The organism is Nocardia glycosmidis, assembly GCF_052545115.1.
In genome coordinates this window covers 191,764-209,340 of the sequence record NZ_JBQWRH010000009.1, presented here as the reverse complement: position 1 = coordinate 209,340, position 17,577 = coordinate 191,764, and the positions used below count along the sequence as shown (strand labels likewise).

The window sequence follows — 17,577 nt, the reverse complement described above, 5'->3', positions numbered from 1 at the left end:
ATGAGCGAAATTGTCACGCCCAAGGTGACTCCCGGTGGTTCGGTGATCGAACTGGTCGCCGCGGGGGAGTTCGGTCGTCGTCATGTGCCGGCTCCGGAGCCCGGTCGCGGTGAGGCGGTGATCGCGATGCGGGCATTGGGCTTGTGCGGTACCGATCTGCATTTGTATGGGGGTCGCGGTGATTCGTATCCGCATGTTGTGGGGCACGATGGCGCAGCGGTTGTCCACGCGGTCGGTGAAGGTGTGGAGAACGTTGTTGTCGGTCAGCGTGTGACGGTTGATCCGGTAACTCGCTGCGGTGTGTGTGCGGACTGTGAGCGGGGGGCGGTGCAGTTGTGCCGGTATGGGGGATATCTGGGCATGATCGGGCCGGGATTGCTGGCGGAGTATGTGTGTCTGCCGGCGGTGCAGTTGGTGGGATTGCCGGATGCGGTTTCGGATTTGGCTGCGACGGTGTTGGAACCGGTTGCGGTGGCGGTGCATACGTTGCGGAGAACCGCAGCGATGTTGCCGGGTCCGGTCCCGTGTGCGGTGGTGGGCGGGGGGCCATTGGGGATCTTGTTGGCTCAGGTGTTGAATCACCGTGGGTATGACTCGCACATCTTCGAGCCACAGGCCGGTCGCCGCGAGTTGGCGGCTGGGTTGGGTTTGCGGGCGCATGAACCGGTGGCTGTGGACATCGGGGCGGGTCCGCGCTTGGTGGTGGAGACGTCGGCGGCGGCAGCGGGTGTTGCTTTGGCGGATGAGCTGGCTTCCCCGGGTTCGGTGGTGGCGGTGGTGGGGCGGGCGCCGAGTTCTATTGCGCCACCGAGCGTTCTGCTGAAGGAGTTGACCCTGGTCGGAGTGAAGGGCGGGCCGGGGTGTTACGCGGAGTCTGTGTCGTTGGTGGCCGAGGGAGCGGTGGATCCGGCGGCGGTCATTACGCATGAGTTCGGTTGGGGTGCGGCTGCGGAGGCGTTTCGTGTGACGTCGCAGTGCCCAGATGTGGTGGTGCGTAGTGTGTTGCACGGGGAGTGGTGACGGTGACGTCGCCGGAAATCGTTCGTTACGGCGAGCACTCGAGTCAGTATGCGGAGTGTTGGCTGCCGCGGGTGGAGCGAGTACGGGCGGTTGTGGTGTTGATTCATGGGGGGTGGTGGCGTGCCCGCCATAGTCTGCGGTTGATGGATTCGCTGTGTGCGGATTTGGTGGGGCGCGGATTGGGGGTATGGAATCTGGAGTTCCGCCGGATCGATGGTGACGATGGGGGGTGGCCGCAGACGGTGGGTGATGTGGCCGATGCGATCGTCGCTTTGCGAAGGGCTGGGATGGCCGGTCGGGATATTCCGCTGGTGGCGGTGGGACATTCGGCGGGTGGTCATCTGGCGTTGCAGGCCGCGGCGCAGGGTCTGGTCGATGCGGTGGTGGGGTTGGCGCCGATCACCGACTTGGTCGCCTGTTATGAGGAGGGGCTGGGTGAAGCAGCGGTGGGTCTGTTCATGGGTGCGAGCCCGGAACACGCGCCACTGGAGTATCGCGCGGCCTCCCCGGTGTGTCGGGTGCCGATCGGAAGGCCGCAGCTGATCGTGCATGGTGATGCCGACGTGCGGGTGTCGGTCGAGCACAGCCGCGGGTACGTCTCAGCGGCCGAATCGGCGGGTGATGACGTCGAGTTGCTCGAGTTGGCCGGGGTGGACCACTTTCAGGTGATCGATCCGGATGAAGCGGGTTGGCAGCAGGTCATCGGATGGCTCGAGGGCTACCTCGATGATCGGCACTGCGGCAACCAGACCGAGTACGCGCTCGAGTAAGCAGGAAACGAGGCGTTGTGAGCCCTTTCGAACCTGGCGGTGCGGCTGCGGCATTGCCGGTGCTGGTGCCCTCGCCTGAGCAACGTGCCTTGGTGGACAGCACCCGGCAATGCCTGAACAAGCGCTGGAATCCCCGGATCTTGCTGGAGCAACCACCACAGACCGGTGAGCAACGCGCAAGCCTGTGGCGGCAGCTGTGTACCGACCTCGACCTGATCGATCTCGGTGTGCCGACAGACGTGGGCGGCGCAGGCGCCGGCGCGGTCGAACTCGCTCTGGTCGCAGAGGAGTTCGGGCGCGTGCTGTGCCCGGTTCCGCTGCTCACTGTTGTCGGCATGGCGCTGCCCCACCTGGTGTCGATGCCGTTCTCGGCGGCGGCGGACGATCTGCTGTCGCGAGTGCGTGCAGGTGCCGTGATCGCCTTCGCCGACATGCGGGAGCCACTGCGAGCCGGCGGCCTGCACGCCGGCCGTCCCCTTATTTCCGGGCAGCTCGATTCGGTACTGGACGCCGATGCGGCCGATGAGCTGTTGCTGTCGGTGGATCTCGATGGCATGCCGACCTTGCTGGCCGTCGCGCTGCACCAGGCGGCGGTTTCGGTGCGGTCGCTCGACGGTCTCGATCCGAGCCGTGGACACGCCTCGGTCACCATGAACGATGCATCGGCTCGGGTAGTCGGTTCCCTGGATCGGGCCGATGGTTCGATCGCGGACCTGCGGGAGCTGCTCCTGGCCGCGGAATTGGTGGGCGTGAGCGCTCGCGCTCTGGAGCTGGCTGTGGAACACGCTGAGATTCGCAGCCAGTTCGGCCGAACGATCGGATCCTTCCAGGCAGTCAAACATCGGTGCGCCCGCATGCTCATCGCGCTGGAGGAGGCGCGCTCCTTGGTCCGATATGCCGCGTGGTGCATTGGCCGACCAGGGCTCGACAGTGCTGTCCCGGTAGCGCAAGCGGCGTGTTCGGCGGGCGCGACCGCCGGCCGGTTGACGGCCGATCTCATCAAAATACTTGGGGCTATCGGGTTTACGTGGGAGCACGTCGCTCATTTGTACTTCCGCCGGGCGCGGGCCGATGCAGCCGAGTTCGGAGGCGGGCTCGAACGCCGCCGCTTCCTCGCGGAGAGGGTGATCGAATGAGTACGGTGCAGGCTCGGCTCAACACCTTCCTCGCCGAACGGGCCCCACGGCGCAGTGACTGGCTGCATACCCGATCGATTGCCTGCATCGCAGCGGCCAGACAATTTCAGCAGGCACTGTACGAGGCAGGCTTGGCAGGTCCCACGTGGCCGCGCGAGTACGGCGGACTCGAGCTGACTTCGGCGGAACAAGCGCTCTACGCGATCGAGATGGACAAGTTCATGCCACCGGTCGCCGAACTCACCCTCGGCCTCAGTGTGTGTGGCCCGGCAGTGCTCCATTTCGGAACCGACGCACAGCGGGCACAGCATGGCCGCGCGACGCTGCGGGGGGATCACGTGTGGTGTCAGCTCTGGTCGGAGCCGGACGCCGGTTCCGACTTGGCGTCGGTCCGTACATCCGCGGTCAGGACCGAAGAGGGGGACTGGATCGTCACCGGCCGGAAGGTCTGGACGAGTGGCGCCCACTACGCCGACTACGGGCTGTTGCTTGTGCGCACCGAAACCGAGATCCCTCGGCATCGTGGACTGAGCATGTTCATCCTCGACATGACGACGGCTGGTGTCACGGTTCGCCCGCTCACCCAGATGACCGGCCGCGCCGAGTTCAACGAGGTCACTTTGGACCACGTGCGAATTCCCGCGGACGCCATGCTCGGAGAACGCGCCGGCGGCTGGCGGATCATGACCTGGATGATGGGCCACGAACGGACTTCTGTCGGAATGAATTTGCGCGATCCGCTCATGATCGGCTGGGACGAACTGATCACGGTGATTCGGAACTCCGGTCAGGCCGGCGACTCCGTTGTGCGCGACCGACTTGCCGAACTGCAAATCCGTCTGCGAGCGGCCCAGCTGCTCAATATGCGGATCAACCAGGAGGTCGCTGCCGGCACCGCCTCGATCGTGTTGGGATCCGCGGCCAAGGTCTCGGAAGCGCTGGCGCTGCGGGATGCGGCGGAGTTCGCCTATGAGGTCGTGGGAGCCTCGGCGTGGGCCGAGACGGATGAGATGAGCAGCCGCGTCGCCGACGCTGTCCTGCAGAGCCCCGCCTACGGCGTCGGCGGGGGAACCGAAGAGGTCCAGTTGAACGCTCTAGGAGAGCGAGTTCTGGGCTTACCGAAAGAATCTCTCTGACCGCCGGGTGCCGCGGTCGCCCGGCGGCGGAGACGACGATGCCGAGCGATCACGTTCCGCTATCCGCTCCGATGTCTCGAGAAGCTGCCGGGGTTGGTCGCTGCGCGTGGTCACAGCGTGGCTGGAATTGCAGTTCGGTTGACGTTGTGCTGGGTGCGGAGCGATCAACGTCGCCGTGGCATCGGCCGGAAGATCGGCAGGCCAACGCGTTTCGGAAGTCGGCGTCGAGTTCTGCGGTCATGTGGTTCGGTTTCCGGATGCTGCTGGATGAGCTTTCGCGGCGAGCGGGTAGCGGCCACGAGCCCGCATTCATGCGTGGCCCGCGAATCGGGTTCGTTCCGGCACGGCGTCCTGGACTCGGCGCAGGGGCCTGGTGTGTGCGATGCGTAGTCGCGCTTTGTGGATTGGACAACGTCAGCTCTTGACGATTAGAGATGCATCACATTATCTTCGGGATACTGGATACAGATCCCATATGTTGTGGATCATATCGACGGCATGCAGGAGATAGCCTTGAGCGTTCAGTCACACGCGGTGATAGTCGGTGCCGGTATCGGAGGCCTGGGAACCGCGGTGGGACTACGCCGCGCAGGTTGGCGGGTGACGGTGCTCGAGCGCGCGTCGGAAATCACGCCTGGCGGCGCTGGGATCAGCATGTACCCGAATGCTATGCGTACGCTCGGTGCGTTGGGCCTCGAGTCTCAGGTCCGGGACCTGCCGGAGTCGAACTTGGGCCATGGGTTTCGAACCGACAAGGGGCGCTGGTTGACTCGGGTCGACGGGCCGACCGCGAAAAAGCTCTGGGGCGGAGACATTGTCGGATTTCACCGCGCCGATTTGCACGAGCTGCTGTACTCGGCGCTGCCGGAGGATTCGATCCGCCTGGGCGTACCGATCACAGCGGCGGAGCAGGGTCCGGATGGCCGCTGGATCGTGCGTAGTCAGGATGCGGTGGAGGTCGATGACGCAGACGTGGTCGTCGCCGCAGACGGGATCGAGAGCCGGTTGCGCGCGCAGTATTGGCCGGATCTGCCTCGCGCCGCCTACACGGGTTCGACGGCTTGGCGCGGGATCTCGCCCATGCAGCCCGGCGAAGGCCACAGTATCGTGCAGAGCTTCGGTACGAAGGCGGAGTTCGGCTATCTGCCCCTGACAAACGGGAAGATCTATTGGTACGCCTCGGCCGCGACACCCCCCGGCGTTCGGCACGCCGACGAGCGGGCTGCCGTGCTGGCGCGATACGCGGACTGGCACGCGCCGATCCCGAGGTTGATCGAGTCGAGCGACGTGGTGTTGCATCACGATATCCTGGCGTTGCCGACTGTCCCGTCGAGCCTGGTGAACGGGCGCGTGGTCCTGGTGGGCGACGCGGGACACGGGATGACGCCACACCTCGGGCAGGGGGGATGCACAGCCCTCGAGGACGCCGCGGTGCTCGCCGCCGAACTCGGTAGGACCCCGCAGGACGTGCCGGCGGCACTCACTCGCTATGACCAACAGCGTCAGCCGCGGGTGAGTGAGCTGGCGCAAATATCGGAAGGAATCCGGCAGGCCAGCAACGAGGCGGGTCGTCTCGCTATATTCATCCGCAACCTTTCGATGCCTTTCACTCCGCCCGCGCGCATCTACCAGCTATCGACGAATGCCTCTAGTTGGCGGCCGCCGCGCATTGTCGAGGCGCGAGTCTGAATCCCGGGCAGCGGACGGAATGCCCGAAATGTGCACCGGAGTAACTATCGAAACAGTACGTGTGACCGGGCATTTCGGGCAATCTGATTGCATCCTATTCGAAGTTGTCCCTCGCGATCGGGTCGGTCGACTCCCAGAGGCGCGGCGAGTTCAGGAGAAAGATGAAATCGACTGGGTTGGAAGGCCAGCACGCGGTAGTCACCGGTGCCGCTCGGGGGATCGGTTTCGCGGTGGCGGAGCGGCTCGTGCGGGAGGGTGCGCAGGTGACCATCTGGGATCGCGACCCCGAATCGGTGCCCGGCGCAGTGGCGGCGCTCGAACGACTCGATGGTGCACGTGGAGTCAGCGGTGCGGTTGTCGATCAGCAAGACTTCGACCAGGTAGTGGCGGCCCAAGAAGCTACTCGACAGGCATACGGCGATATCCATATCCTCGTGAACAACGCCGGTATCGCCGGCCCGACCATGCCATTGGTCGACTACCCGCTGGAAGATTGGCGGGAGATCATGGCAACCGACCTGGACGGTGTGTTCCACTGCTTGAAGGCCGTTGTGCCGCAGATGATCGAGCAGGGCTACGGCAGGATAGTGAACGTATCCTCGGTAGCTGGGAAAGAAGGAAATCCGAACGCGGCGGCATACTCTGCGGCGAAGGCCGGGGTAATTGCGCTCACGAAGTCGCTGGCGAAGGAGGTGGCGAAACTGGATATCGCGGTGAATGCTGTCACGCCCGCTACGGCCCGGACGAGAATCCTAGAGCAGTTCGACGCGTCTCAAGTCGACTACATGCTGGAGAGGATCCCGCGGGGACGTTTCCTCCGCGTCGAAGAGGCAGCCGACATGATTCTGTGGATGGTGAGACCGGAAAACTCTTTCACGACCGGAGCAGTGTTCGACCTTTCCGGCGGTCGCACAACATACTGACACAGGTCGACGAAGGCCCCATGCCGGTAACCTCGCATGAGATCGGCGCTCTACGCGAGTTTCTACTGCTGACCGGGCGCGAGTGATCCACCTCGGCCTGCTGCGGCATTGGTCTGGCGCCATGCCGGGAAGGCCGGTCGTGCGGATGATTAGGGGCGCTGGTGCGGCTGCTGCGGGCGGCTCCCCGGCGAACAGTTGCGCAGTGTTCGGGCCCGGGTTAGACTCCTCGCGAATACATGTAAAGTCATATAATGACGAATAATTCCCTCCGGGTGGCGGCGGTTACTCGCTGCCGGCCCGAGGAAGGAAGAACCTCTGTGGTGAACAACCCCCTGCCGGCTAGACGAGGACAACGGTCCTCCGACCGTCCCGCGCGTGATCTGCTGGCGCAAGCTCTGAAATCGATCAGCTACGAGGTGCTTCCGTTCAAGAACACCGAAGCGCAGGTCCTTGCCCACGTCCCGAAGGATGTGTCGCTCACCGTGACGACTACCGAGGCGAAGGGCCTCGGTCCGACTCTCGACCTTGCGGTGCGGCTATCGGAACAGGGATATGACGCAGCGCCGCATCTCGCCGCGCGTCTTGTTCGCGACGGTGATCACTTGGACGACATCGCCGCACGGCTGACCGAGGCCGGGGTGCGCGGGATCTTCGTCGTCGGCGGTGACGCGCGTGAGCCTGCGGGGCGTTTTACCGACGCGCTGTCTCTGCTGGAGGAACTGCGCGGACGTGGGCATTCATTCGCGCAGGTCGGTATCGGGGGATACCCCGAGGGGCACGGGCATATCGCCGACGAGGTCATCGAGCGGGCGTTGGCTGGTAAGTCGCCGCATGCCACCCAGATCATCACCCAGCTGTGTTTCTCGGCGCCGACAACAGCCGGCTGGGCCCGGTCGGTGAAGCAGTCTGGTGTGGATCTTCCAGTGCGCGTTGGTATTCCGGGTGCGGTGAACCGGCAGAAGCTGATCCGTATCTCCGCCGGCCTCGGGTTGGGCCAGTCCGCCCGGTTCCTGCAGAAGCAGCAAGGCATGTTCTGGCGGTTCTTCCTCCCGGGCGGGTACAAGCCCAACCCCCTGGTGGAAGGTGTCGCGGCGCATCTCGGCCTGTCGGACAACAACTTGCATGGTTTTCACGTGTTCACATTCAATGAACTGGAGAAAACCGAGGCATGGCGCCGCGAATGGCTCGCCGCGCTTGCCTGACGATTCGGATCAGATCACCTCGAAGGATTTATCACAATGACCGATCAGCATGCCCAGCGCGGCGTCCTGGCCCTGTCCTGCCTTGACGCCCCGGGCATCGTGCACAGTGTCGCCGGCTTTCTCGTCGATCGCGACTGCACGATTGTCGAGAGTAAGCAGTTCGGCGACCCCGAGAGCGGCAACTTCTTCATGCGAGTCGAATTCGCCCATGCCGATCCGCTGACGCGGTTGGACGTGGGCGCACTCCAGGAGCAGTTCGCCGCGCTCGCTGCGGACTGGCGGATGCAGTGGCGGCTTGTCGACGCCGCGGCGCGTCAGCGCGTCGCCATCATGGTGAGCAAGTTCGCGCACTGCCTCAACGATCTGCTGTTCCGCAATTTCGTGGCCGACGTGAACATCGACGTGGTGGCGGTGATCTCCAATCACCCCGATTTGCGGCCATTCGCCGAGCATTACGGCGTGCCGTTCCGGCACATTCCGGTCACGCCGGACACGAAGCAGGAAGCCGAGGACGAGTTGCTCGAGTTCGTGCGACGGGAACAGATCGATCTGGTGGTGCTGGCCCGCTACATGCAGATCCTCTCCGAGTCCTTGTGTAAGGAACTCGAGGGGCGGGCGATCAATATCCATCACTCGATGCTGCCCAGTTTCAAGGGTGCGCGTCCCTATCATCAAGCCCACGCGCGCGGTGTCAAACTGGTCGGCGCGACCGCTCACTATGTCACCAGCGACCTCGATGAGGGCCCGATCATCGAGCAGGAACTGGTGCAGGTCGATCACTCGATGTCCGCGGCGGATCTTGTCGCCCGGGGCCGGGAGGCCGAGTGCCGTGCCCTCGCGCGGGCCGTGCGAGGACATGCCGAAAACCGAGTCTTCCTCAACGGCAACAAGACCGTAGTCCTGCGGTAGCTATCTCTTGTGTGACCTCGCCGCTCACGCTACCCTAGTGCATGAATAATCATATGAGATAACATCTAAATCCGGTTGTGGGGCCGCCGAGTGTGTCGCGAGCCCTGCGGCAGTGTGCAACCAGCCTTCGACAAGAGAAAGCGTGCTTCTGATGTCCCTTATGCAGCAGGTCCAGCTGGCCAGTCTGTTTCAGAAGAATCTCGAGCAGTGCGAGGTGAAGCCGGGCGAGACGGTCGCCCTGCTGACCAACCTGAACACGCCGCGCGATTATGTGGCCGCGGCGTCCCATGCGCTCAAGGAGCTCGGCGCGTTCGCTTTCGAGCTCGGATTCAGCTCATTGCCGGACCCGAGCCGGGTGGCCGCCGACGGCATCACGGGCGCGGAAGGGATCATGTCGGCGCTGAAGCAGTGCCAGCTGGTGGTCACCTTCCACGCGCCGAATTTCGCGAGCTGGTCGCGAGTGTTGCGGGATGCCGGCGTGCGCATCCAGACCATCATCGACGGTCCGGTGGAGCTGGAGAAACTGCTTTCCCCTCCCGGACTCAAGCCGGCTGTGCTGCACGCCGCGGAGCTGTGGGCGGGCGCCCGCGAGATCACGCTGCTCAACGAGGCGGGCACCGAGCTGACCTGGACGCGCGGTGAGCTCAGGGTGAAGTCGCAGTACGGCTTCGCCGACGAGCCGGGCCGGATGGATATGTGGGGTGCGGGCCACATCACGAACTGCCCTGACGAGGGCAGCGCCAACGGGACAGTGGTGATCCAGCCCGGTGATATGTGGATTCTGCCTTTCGCGCGGGTTGTGGAGTCGGAGATCCGCCTGGAGGTCCGCGACGGTTTCATTCGCAAGGTCGAGGGCAGCGCCGATGCGCGCGAGTTCAGGCACTGGCTCGACCGCAACAAGGTCTCCGAGGACGACATGGACCCTTACGCCATCTCGCATCTCGGTTTCGGCCTGCACCCGAACGCGCACCGCGACTACATCTTCCACGTCAACGCGCAGCTGAACCGGCTCACCGCGGCCGCGCGTGTCTACGCGGGCAACTTCCTGTTCTCCACCGGCCCCAACACCGAACACGGTGGCACGCGGTCGACCAAGGGACACATCGACATTCCCATGTCCGACTGCACGGTGCTGCTCGATGGCAAAGCCGTCCTCGAGGAGGGCCGGTTCACCGACGAGCGCCTGGTAGTAGCGCCGACATTCTGATCTGAAGCCTGGTGGTGGGTCGGGTACGGCAATCCGCGCCGGCCCGGCCATCGCCCGGACCGGTACACAACGAAATCTTGCCAAGATAAGACAACAGAAAGACCGCGTGGACCGTGCCCGGGCCACCGTCGAACGGTCCCGGTGCGGGACGTTCCCAGGCGGCGGCGCAGCCGCCACAGAGAAGAGGTGCGACATGGCGAGCAACAACGAGAGCCTGCAGGAATTCATCGACCGTACACCGAATTTGGTGGACTACCTATACAACGAAGTCAAGCCGCTGCATTCCTCGCGCGCGACCGGGCAGAAAGCGGCTTCCGTTCCGCCTGTGTTTTCGAACTGGCGCGATGAGCAGACAGCGGGCGCGGAGACCGCGGTTCTCCTGCACCAGTCGCACAATATGCCCGAACTGTACGTCAAGGGCCCCGGCGCCTTCGATCTGCTGAAGTCGATCGCGATCAACTCCTTCGAGAACTTTTCCCTCGATCGGGCGAAGCAACTCATCGCCTGCACGCCGAGCGGCCATCTCATCGGCGACTGCATCCTTTTCCGCAACGGCGCGGACAGCTTCGCGTTGGTGAGCGGCGCTCCCGTCCACAACTGGGTCGAATTCCAGGCGCAAAAGGGCGGATATGACGTCGAACTGGTTCGCGACGAGTCCTCCAACCTCAATCCGACCGGTACCCGCCTCCAGTACCGGTTCGAGTTGGCCGGTCCCAATGCCAGGGCGATCTTCGACCGGGTAGTCGAAGGAGCGACTCCGGAGATCCCGTTCTTCCGGACTCGGACGGTGCGGATCGGCGGCCATGACGTCTTGGCACTGCGGCATGGCATGACAGGCTCGTTCTCGGTGGAAATCTCCGGCCCCTTCGCCGAAGAGGAAGCCGTACGATCTTTCATTCTGGAGGCCGGCAAGGACTTCGGCCTGAAGCCGCTCGGAATGACGGCCTATTACACCAACTTGCAGAGTGGCTGGATGGCCTATCCGGTGCCGGGAATCTTCACCGATCCGGAACTCGACGACTACCGCAAGTATCTTCCTGCGACGACCTACGAGACGAACTTCGAACTCGGCGGCAGCTATCTGACGTCCGATATCCGAGACTACTATTCCACGCCGTTCGATCACGGCTATGGAAATGTGATCAAGTTCGACCACGACTTCCATGGCCGCGAAGCACTCGAGCGGGTGCCCGAGGAGGCCAAGCGGACCAAAGTGACGCTGGTCTGGAACCGGGACGATGTCCAACGGGTGATGATGTCTCAGTTCGAATCGGGCCCCCGATACAAGGCGATCGATCTTCCGATTGTCAATTTCGCCTGGAGCCAGTTCGACGAGGTGCGCTCTGCGCAGGGCGAACTGATCGGTGTGTCGCGCCACGCCGCATACCAGAACCCGCTGGGCGACATCATCTCGCTGGCTCTCATCAACCACGGACACGCGACGATCGGCTCCGAGGTCGCGATCACCTGGGGCGAACCCGGCGGTGGCTCACGTAAGAGCCAGGTCGAGCGCCACGAACAGACAACGATCCGGGCCCGGATCGCGTCGGCGCCGTACGACCCGGAGGTGCAGCGCATCGCGAAGCGCGGCCAGTAGTCTCGAACGTCGCGCCGGTCCTCGAGAGTGCCGCGAAGGTGCGTGGATGGCTCAGCGCTGTGCTGGTCGGCGAGGTGATAGCCGATGAAGTACGGCATGTGGCCGCGTGGCTTACCCGGTCGGGTGGCGTCGGTCCGATGACCATCGCCATGCGGCGACAGAACACGTTTCGTGGCTGAAGCCGATCGCGATGGGAAATCCTATCGAAGCGCCGGGTGACCACACGGCCGGGGCGAGCCTGCGCAGGCGGGGGTATGCCGGACAGCTCGACGTGGTCGGCGAGGCGCGCGCTGCGCCCGGGCTGGAGGTGAACCGCGCCCGCGCGTGGCATTCTGCCGAAGTGCGGCGGCGCCGAGCGGCAGATCGTTGTTGCGGACGGCGCTCGGCGCGGTGCTCGGACTGATGACCATCGTGCGTCCTGCACGTCAGCGGGCTGTATTCGCGGGAGATGACATCGCGCCGGCGGTGTCGCGCGGCCCACGGTGGGCCATCGCGTCACTCGGCCCGCACGCTGTTCAATACGCGATTCAACAGCTTGATCAACACCGCCTCTTCCTCCGGTGAAAGATCGCCGACACCGATCCGATAGTTCTCCCACGCGACCGGCCAGACATCCTCGACCAGTGATTCACCCGCCGCTGTCAGCGAAAGCTGGAGAAAACGCGCATCCTGCTGCGCGACTTCCCGTTTCACCAAGCCGAGGGTGTTCAATTGGTCGATCATCCGGCTCAGGGTCGGTTGATCGATCGCGGTCTTGTCGACCAGCTCGGTGAGCGACAGCCCGGGAGTACGGCACAGGATCGACAGCACGCGCCACTGCCTGGTGTTGACCGCGGTGCTCTTGAGAGCGCGCTTCCACCTGCGGTCCCACACATTTATTACCTGGTTCAGCAGGTAGGGGAGGAAATCGTCGGTCACGAAGGCGGTGCCGCGCAGTGAAGGAGGGGCGGCATCGCGCATGCGGGACGGACGGGTATTGTCGCGCGCCTCGCCTGTGCCGGAGATGGCCGACCTTCTGTTCATAGCTTCCCCGATATCCTCGCGCTGTTGACCGGACTTCTACCATCTTAAATCATATGAGTTCTCATGTGATTGTGGCGTGGGCGCCGCGACGAGTTGTGTCGGACACGCTGTCGGACACGCCGGGGAGCCGTCATCGATAGTCTGCCCAACTGGGCCTGGTGGCCGTTGCTGTTTCCCTGAGTGTCGAGGCGACATCCCGTGGTGAGGCAATCGTTTGCGGCAATGGCCAGCGCGGCGACCAGATCTCCGCACACGAGAGTTACGCCGCGCCGCGGGCACTGTAGCGGTCCGATCAGGAGCTGGGGGTGTCGGCTCTTGATTCAGGAAGGTTGTGCGATGCGGTAATCCATGCCGCGATTTGTGCTCGGGAGGTGAATTCCAATTTGGTCAGCAGATGCTCGACGTGTCCCTGTGCGGTGCGCGGCGAGATCACCAGGCGAGCGGCGATCTCCTTGTTGGTGAGCCCGTCGGCAACCAGTTCGGCGACTTCACGCTCGCGTTTGGTGAGTTTGCGACCGGCCGCGCCCTCGGGCGGTGCGGTAGCACGTTCCCCCAACGCGTAGGCGATCGCGGCGTCGAAACTGAGCGCGGCACCCTCTCGCTGAGCCGCGGCGTACGTTTGCTCGCTCAGGTCCTGCCTGACTCGGCGCTCGAATTCGTCTTGATAGGCGAGCAGGGCGGGCAAGATCACGGGCGAAGTCCCCACTGACCGGCCGATCCGCTCTGCGGCCGCCATCAGCACGACGGCACGTTCCAGGTTGTTTTCCTCGGCGGCAATCCATGCCAGCCCCTGCAAGCAGATGCTGGTGTTCACCCGCTCTTTGACGATCCGGCTGTGTTGCAGTGCCCGCGCGTACAAGCGCTTCGCTCGCGCGCTGTCGCCTCGCCGCCACACCGCGACTGCCAGCGACCACAGCACCCAAGACTGATACACGGACTCCCCGTGTTCTTCGGTGATCGCGAGCGCGTGCTCGTAGCATTCTATTGCCGTGTCGGCGTCGCCGCGCGCCTCATGCGTCAGCCCGAGGACTGTCCTGGCGAAGCTCTCCACGGCTGGCTCGCCGCGTTCGGCAAACACCGGGATGGCCTTGTCGAGATATCGGCTGGCCTCGGGGTTCCCGATGCACAGTCCGAGTTGTCCGTCGGCGAAGTCGATGTGGGCGCGGGCGAGGGCGTCGGTCGTGTGCTCGACGAGCGCTCGTGCCTCGCCAACGAAGGTCGCCGCTGCCGAATAGTCGCCTTGGAGGAGGGCTATATGGGAGACGGTGAACATCGCTTCGGCCGTGTCGACGGTGACTTCTCCGGTGCGCCGTCCCAGTAGCAGCTCCAGCCAGTGCCGGGCCTCACTCAGCCAGCCTTGGGAGATCCAGAAGCGCGCTAGAGCCGCGCCGATCCGAATTCCGGCTTCGGGGTTGTCGGTTACGCAGAATTCCAGTGCTTGCCGCATGTTCGGTAACTCTCGGCGGATCCGCACGATCGACTCGAGCTGCCGCGGGCTGAACCAGTTGGCCTTCGTGTCCACCGCCATCCGTTCGTACAGCTCGCGGTGGCGGCGCCGAAGCTCGAGGTATCGGCCGGACTCCTGGGCCTTCTCGAGTCCGTACTCGCGCAGGGTGTCGAGCATGCTGAACCGTATCGCGGTGCCGGACTCCACACGCGTCAGAATCGACTTGTCGACCAGGAACCCCACCACGTCCAGGAGTTCATCGGCTGGGAGCTGATCCCCGCAGACGTATTGTGCGGCCTCGAGTTCGAAGCTGCCCGAGAACACCGACAGTTGGGCCCACACTTGTTGTTCCGCCGGTGTGCAGAGGTTGTAACTCCAGTCGATACACATTCGCAGCGTCTGTTGCCGTGACGGGGCACTCCTGCTGCCGCGGGTGAGCAAGGCGAACCGATCGGTCAACCGTTGCAGTACCTGTTCGGGCGACATTGCCCGCAACCGGGCGGTCGCCAGCTCGATCGGCAAGGGCAAGCCATCGAGGTGTTGACAGATCCGGGCGACGGTGACTTTGTTTTCCTCGGTGAGCTCGAACCCGGCGACCGCCGTGGCGGCCCGTTCGACGAATAGTGCCATTGCGTCATTTCGCGACACTCCCCGCGGTAGTCGATCGGGATCGGGGACGGCGAGCGGATGAATCGGCAGTACCGCTTCCCCGTCGAGGTCGAGCGGCTCGCGACTGGTGGCGAGAATCCGCAACCCGGGACACGCGCGCAGCAGCGATTCGGCAAGCATCGCGACCGCATCGACCATCTGCTCGCAATTGTCCAGCACGAGCAACAATTGCCGGGGAACGAGGAAGTCGATGAGTATCTCCAGCAGCGGCCTTCCCGACCGGTCCGATAATCCCAGCGCGCCCACCACGACACCCAACAGCAAGGACTCGTCGCGCAGTTCGCCCAACTCCACAAAAACCGCGCCGTCAGTGAGATCGCGTTGGGCATCGGTAGCGACCCGCACCGCCAGCCGGGTCTTGCCGACGCCGCCGATCCCGGTCAATGTCACCAACCGGGAGGTTGCCAAGAAGTTCGTCGCTTCGGTCAGTTCGGTGCGACGGTCGACGAAACTGGTCAACTCCACTGGAATCCTGCCAGGGCGCAGCGATGCGGACGACGTATCCGACCGCCGGCGCCGGGGCGTTCTCGCCGAGGGGAGCTTTTCCCGTGGCGGTATGGCACCGGTCTCGGTCGAGGGGGGAGCGAACAAGGCCATTTCATCGACCGGGAAGCCGTGGTGGAGTTGGGATGTTTGGAGTTGTTCGCCCAGTTCCGCGGCGGAGGGACGGTCGAGCGGGTCACCGGACATGGCGCGTTCGATGATGGCGGCGACGTCGTCAGGGATGCCGTGCTCGCGTGGGTCCGGCACCGGCTCGGCGGTGATCCGCAGGAATTGGGCCACTAACTGCTCGCCGCTGCGGCGTTCGAAGGCGGCGTGGCCGGTGATCGCGGTGAACAATGTCGCGCCCAGGCCGTAGACGTCCGCAGCGGGGCTCGGCGGCTGTCCGGCGATCACCTCCGGTGCGGTGAACGCCGGTGTACCGGTCACGACGCCGGTGCCGGTGACGAAGCCACCGGTGATGTGGGCGATGCCGAAGTCCACCAGCGTCGGCTCGTCGTAGTCGGTGAAAAGGACGTTCGCGGGCTTCACATCGCGATGCAGCACCCCGAACCGGTGCGCAGTCTCGAGCGCCCCGGCCATCTTCACCCCGAGCCGTAACGCTTCCGCCAGCTCCAGCGGCCCATCATCGCGGATGCGGGCGTCGAGCGAACCGTGCGGGTAGTACGGCATCACGATGAAGGGTCGGCCGTTGTCGGTCGCGGCGGCGTGCAGGACATGCACGATGTTGGGGTGCCCGGTCAGCCGGCCCGCGGCCCGCTGTTCCCGGAAGAACCGCGCCCTATTGTCTTCATCGAGGTCGGCGGTGAGCACCTTGACCGCGACCACGCGGTCGAGCGATGTCTGTCTACAGCGATAGACCGCGCCGAAACCGCCACGGCCGATCTCCTCGGCGTCATCGAACCCGGTCGCCGCCAACTCCGCGGCGACCGAACCCGACACGTCACGTTGTGTAGCGAAGGGATCGGCATCGGGCATTCGACTACACCGGGCCCACCCATCCGGGCCACGGCCGCAGGGGCACCGCAGCGCACCTCTCGATCACCTACCCAGGATATCGCTGGCGAGCCCGTCGAGCCCATGAGCAATCTCACGGACACCGGCGTCGGCATTGCACCCGGTGCCGGCGGCGCTGTACCCTCGGTGCGTTTCAGTGGGCTCGTCCGGTGCCGGTGGAGGGCCCGCGCGAACAGTTGGTGGTGGTCGGCGTACGCTGTGTGTTGCGGCCGGACGCCGCATTGGCTCGCGTGCCCCTGCTCCGTCGCTCTGCGCGCGGGACGTCGGTACCCGGCCAGGTTTCGTGACGGTGCGACTGTGCTTTCCCTCGTATCCGATCTGTAGGCTGTCGGTCTCCGGACACGGGGAGTCCGGTGGCCCCGCGAAGCTCGCGTGGCCTGCGCCGAACGCGGCGCAGCAGAAAAATAGGTATGCCTGTAGGCCGTTTTACCGTTCCGGTTCGAAGCGCCGCCACGGATGCTGGTGTGAAGTTCGCGTCAGGACGATCGCATCGAGGCAGTTATGCACCACCAGCACAATGGGGAGGGCGTACAGATCGTATGTGCCGGCGCCACGGCAGGTGCTGAGGAATTCATGATCCGGCATTGCGGGCGCTGCGACAAACTGTTTGCGCCACTCACCAGCGCGTGTTCGTCGTGTCACTCGGCTGATCTCGATTGGGTACCGTCCTCTGGCGTCGGCTCGATCGTTGCGTGGCGGCTGGTGCGCTGCGCCGCGAACCCGACCGATGACTCGGTGCCATCGATAATCGCCGTCGTGGAACTCGATGAGGGGCCATGGGTCTGCACGACTATCGAAGGGGTAGTCCCCTCATCCGGTCACCGACCGGTCCGCGTGCGATTCCACCCCCATCTCCGTAGGGATCGGTGGCCGGTATTCATCGTCGGGACCGAGTGCGCCGTCGAGCGCGACCACATTCTGCATCTCGGAAAGCCTGCGTGTAAGTCCGCGTAGCGAAATGTCGTCGGCCGCTGACTGGCGGCAGTAGCCCATTGGCCCACCGCCCGCACATGCGCACACGCGCCTCCTCGGCGCCACAGTTCCACCTCTCGGATCGGACCGCAGCCGCTACCCGCCACGGATCGGCGTCACCAGAAGGCGAGCACCCCAGTTGACACCAAAACACCACCGATCGGATCCTCAGCAGGCCTACACCGAGCGGATATCGGATAAATCCCTCGCTGGTCGGATAGTCGCGGTGTCATCCCGGTTTGTAGCTTCATATTGGTAATCAAGTACGGCGTGCACTCGGTGACCTCCACTCACCGGTCGGCGCGCGATGGACGAGGGACGAAGTTCGTTGTATCGCTCATCCGGATCAGCGTGCTGGT

At 64.4% G+C, this 17,577-nt stretch carries 12 protein-coding genes and 1 pseudogene; 11 read left to right on the top strand and 2 right to left on the bottom strand.

Annotated elements, in window-relative coordinates; translation table 11 throughout:
• The 10 genes from ACT86A_RS14110 (at position 1) to ACT86A_RS14065 (ending at position 11,589) form a co-directional block, all read left to right on the top strand.
• Positions 1–1,020, top strand: coding sequence for a zinc-dependent alcohol dehydrogenase (locus ACT86A_RS14110; protein ID WP_445092545.1), 1,020 nt, complete (start codon positions 1–3; stop codon positions 1,018–1,020).
• Complete coding sequence (locus ACT86A_RS14105; RefSeq protein ID WP_445092544.1) at positions 1,014–1,790, top strand: alpha/beta hydrolase family protein; 777 nt, start codon at positions 1,014–1,016, stop codon at positions 1,788–1,790. The genes ACT86A_RS14110 and ACT86A_RS14105 overlap by 7 nt, the downstream gene beginning before the upstream one ends.
• 17 nt (positions 1,791–1,807) lie before the next feature.
• On the top strand, positions 1,808–2,926 hold the full coding sequence (locus ACT86A_RS14100; protein WP_445092543.1) for an acyl-CoA dehydrogenase family protein: 1,119 nt from the start codon (positions 1,808–1,810) through the stop codon (positions 2,924–2,926).
• Positions 2,923–4,062 (top strand): acyl-CoA dehydrogenase family protein, encoded by a 1,140-nt coding sequence (locus tag ACT86A_RS14095; protein ID WP_445092542.1) that lies wholly within the window; start codon positions 2,923–2,925, stop codon positions 4,060–4,062. Before ACT86A_RS14100 ends, ACT86A_RS14095 begins: the two co-directional genes overlap by 4 nt.
• A gap of 513 nt (positions 4,063–4,575) precedes the next feature.
• Positions 4,576–5,751: an FAD-dependent oxidoreductase gene (locus ACT86A_RS14090; RefSeq protein ID WP_445092541.1), complete on the top strand. Its 1,176-nt coding sequence runs from the start codon at positions 4,576–4,578 to the stop codon at positions 5,749–5,751.
• Positions 5,752–5,912: 161 nt separating this feature from the next.
• Positions 5,913–6,674 carry an SDR family NAD(P)-dependent oxidoreductase gene (locus tag ACT86A_RS14085; protein WP_445092585.1) on the top strand — a complete coding sequence of 254 codons (762 nt, stop codon included), beginning with the start codon at positions 5,913–5,915 and terminating at the stop codon, positions 6,672–6,674.
• Between the two features lie 317 nt (positions 6,675–6,991).
• Positions 6,992–7,876 (top strand): methylenetetrahydrofolate reductase, encoded by an 885-nt coding sequence (locus ACT86A_RS14080; RefSeq protein ID WP_445092540.1) that lies wholly within the window; start codon positions 6,992–6,994, stop codon positions 7,874–7,876.
• A 36-nt stretch (positions 7,877–7,912) separates the two neighbouring features.
• Positions 7,913–8,785: a formyltetrahydrofolate deformylase gene (gene purU, locus ACT86A_RS14075; RefSeq protein WP_445092539.1), complete on the top strand. Its 873-nt coding sequence runs from the start codon at positions 7,913–7,915 to the stop codon at positions 8,783–8,785.
• Between the two features lie 151 nt (positions 8,786–8,936).
• Positions 8,937–9,992 carry a 2,5-dihydroxypyridine 5,6-dioxygenase NicX family protein gene (locus ACT86A_RS14070; RefSeq protein WP_445092538.1) on the top strand — a complete coding sequence of 352 codons (1,056 nt, stop codon included), beginning with the start codon at positions 8,937–8,939 and terminating at the stop codon, positions 9,990–9,992.
• A gap of 193 nt (positions 9,993–10,185) precedes the next feature.
• Positions 10,186–11,589 carry a hypothetical protein gene (locus ACT86A_RS14065; protein WP_445092537.1) on the top strand — a complete coding sequence of 468 codons (1,404 nt, stop codon included), beginning with the start codon at positions 10,186–10,188 and terminating at the stop codon, positions 11,587–11,589.
• Between the two features lie 495 nt (positions 11,590–12,084).
• Here ACT86A_RS14065 and ACT86A_RS14060 read toward each other — a convergent pair whose 3' ends face one another.
• Positions 12,085–12,612, bottom strand: a complete 528-nt coding sequence (locus tag ACT86A_RS14060; RefSeq protein WP_445092536.1) for a MarR family winged helix-turn-helix transcriptional regulator — start codon at positions 12,610–12,612, stop codon at positions 12,085–12,087.
• Positions 12,613–12,904: 292 nt separating this feature from the next.
• Complete coding sequence (locus tag ACT86A_RS14055) at positions 12,905–16,207, bottom strand: protein kinase domain-containing protein (protein WP_445092535.1); 3,303 nt, start codon at positions 16,205–16,207, stop codon at positions 12,905–12,907.
• Between the two features lie 540 nt (positions 16,208–16,747).
• Between ACT86A_RS14055 and ACT86A_RS14050 the strand changes: the two are divergent.
• Positions 16,748–17,029, top strand: a pseudogene (locus tag ACT86A_RS14050) (Zn-ribbon domain-containing OB-fold protein); the annotation flags it as partial.
• Positions 17,030–17,577 lie beyond the last annotated feature (548 nt).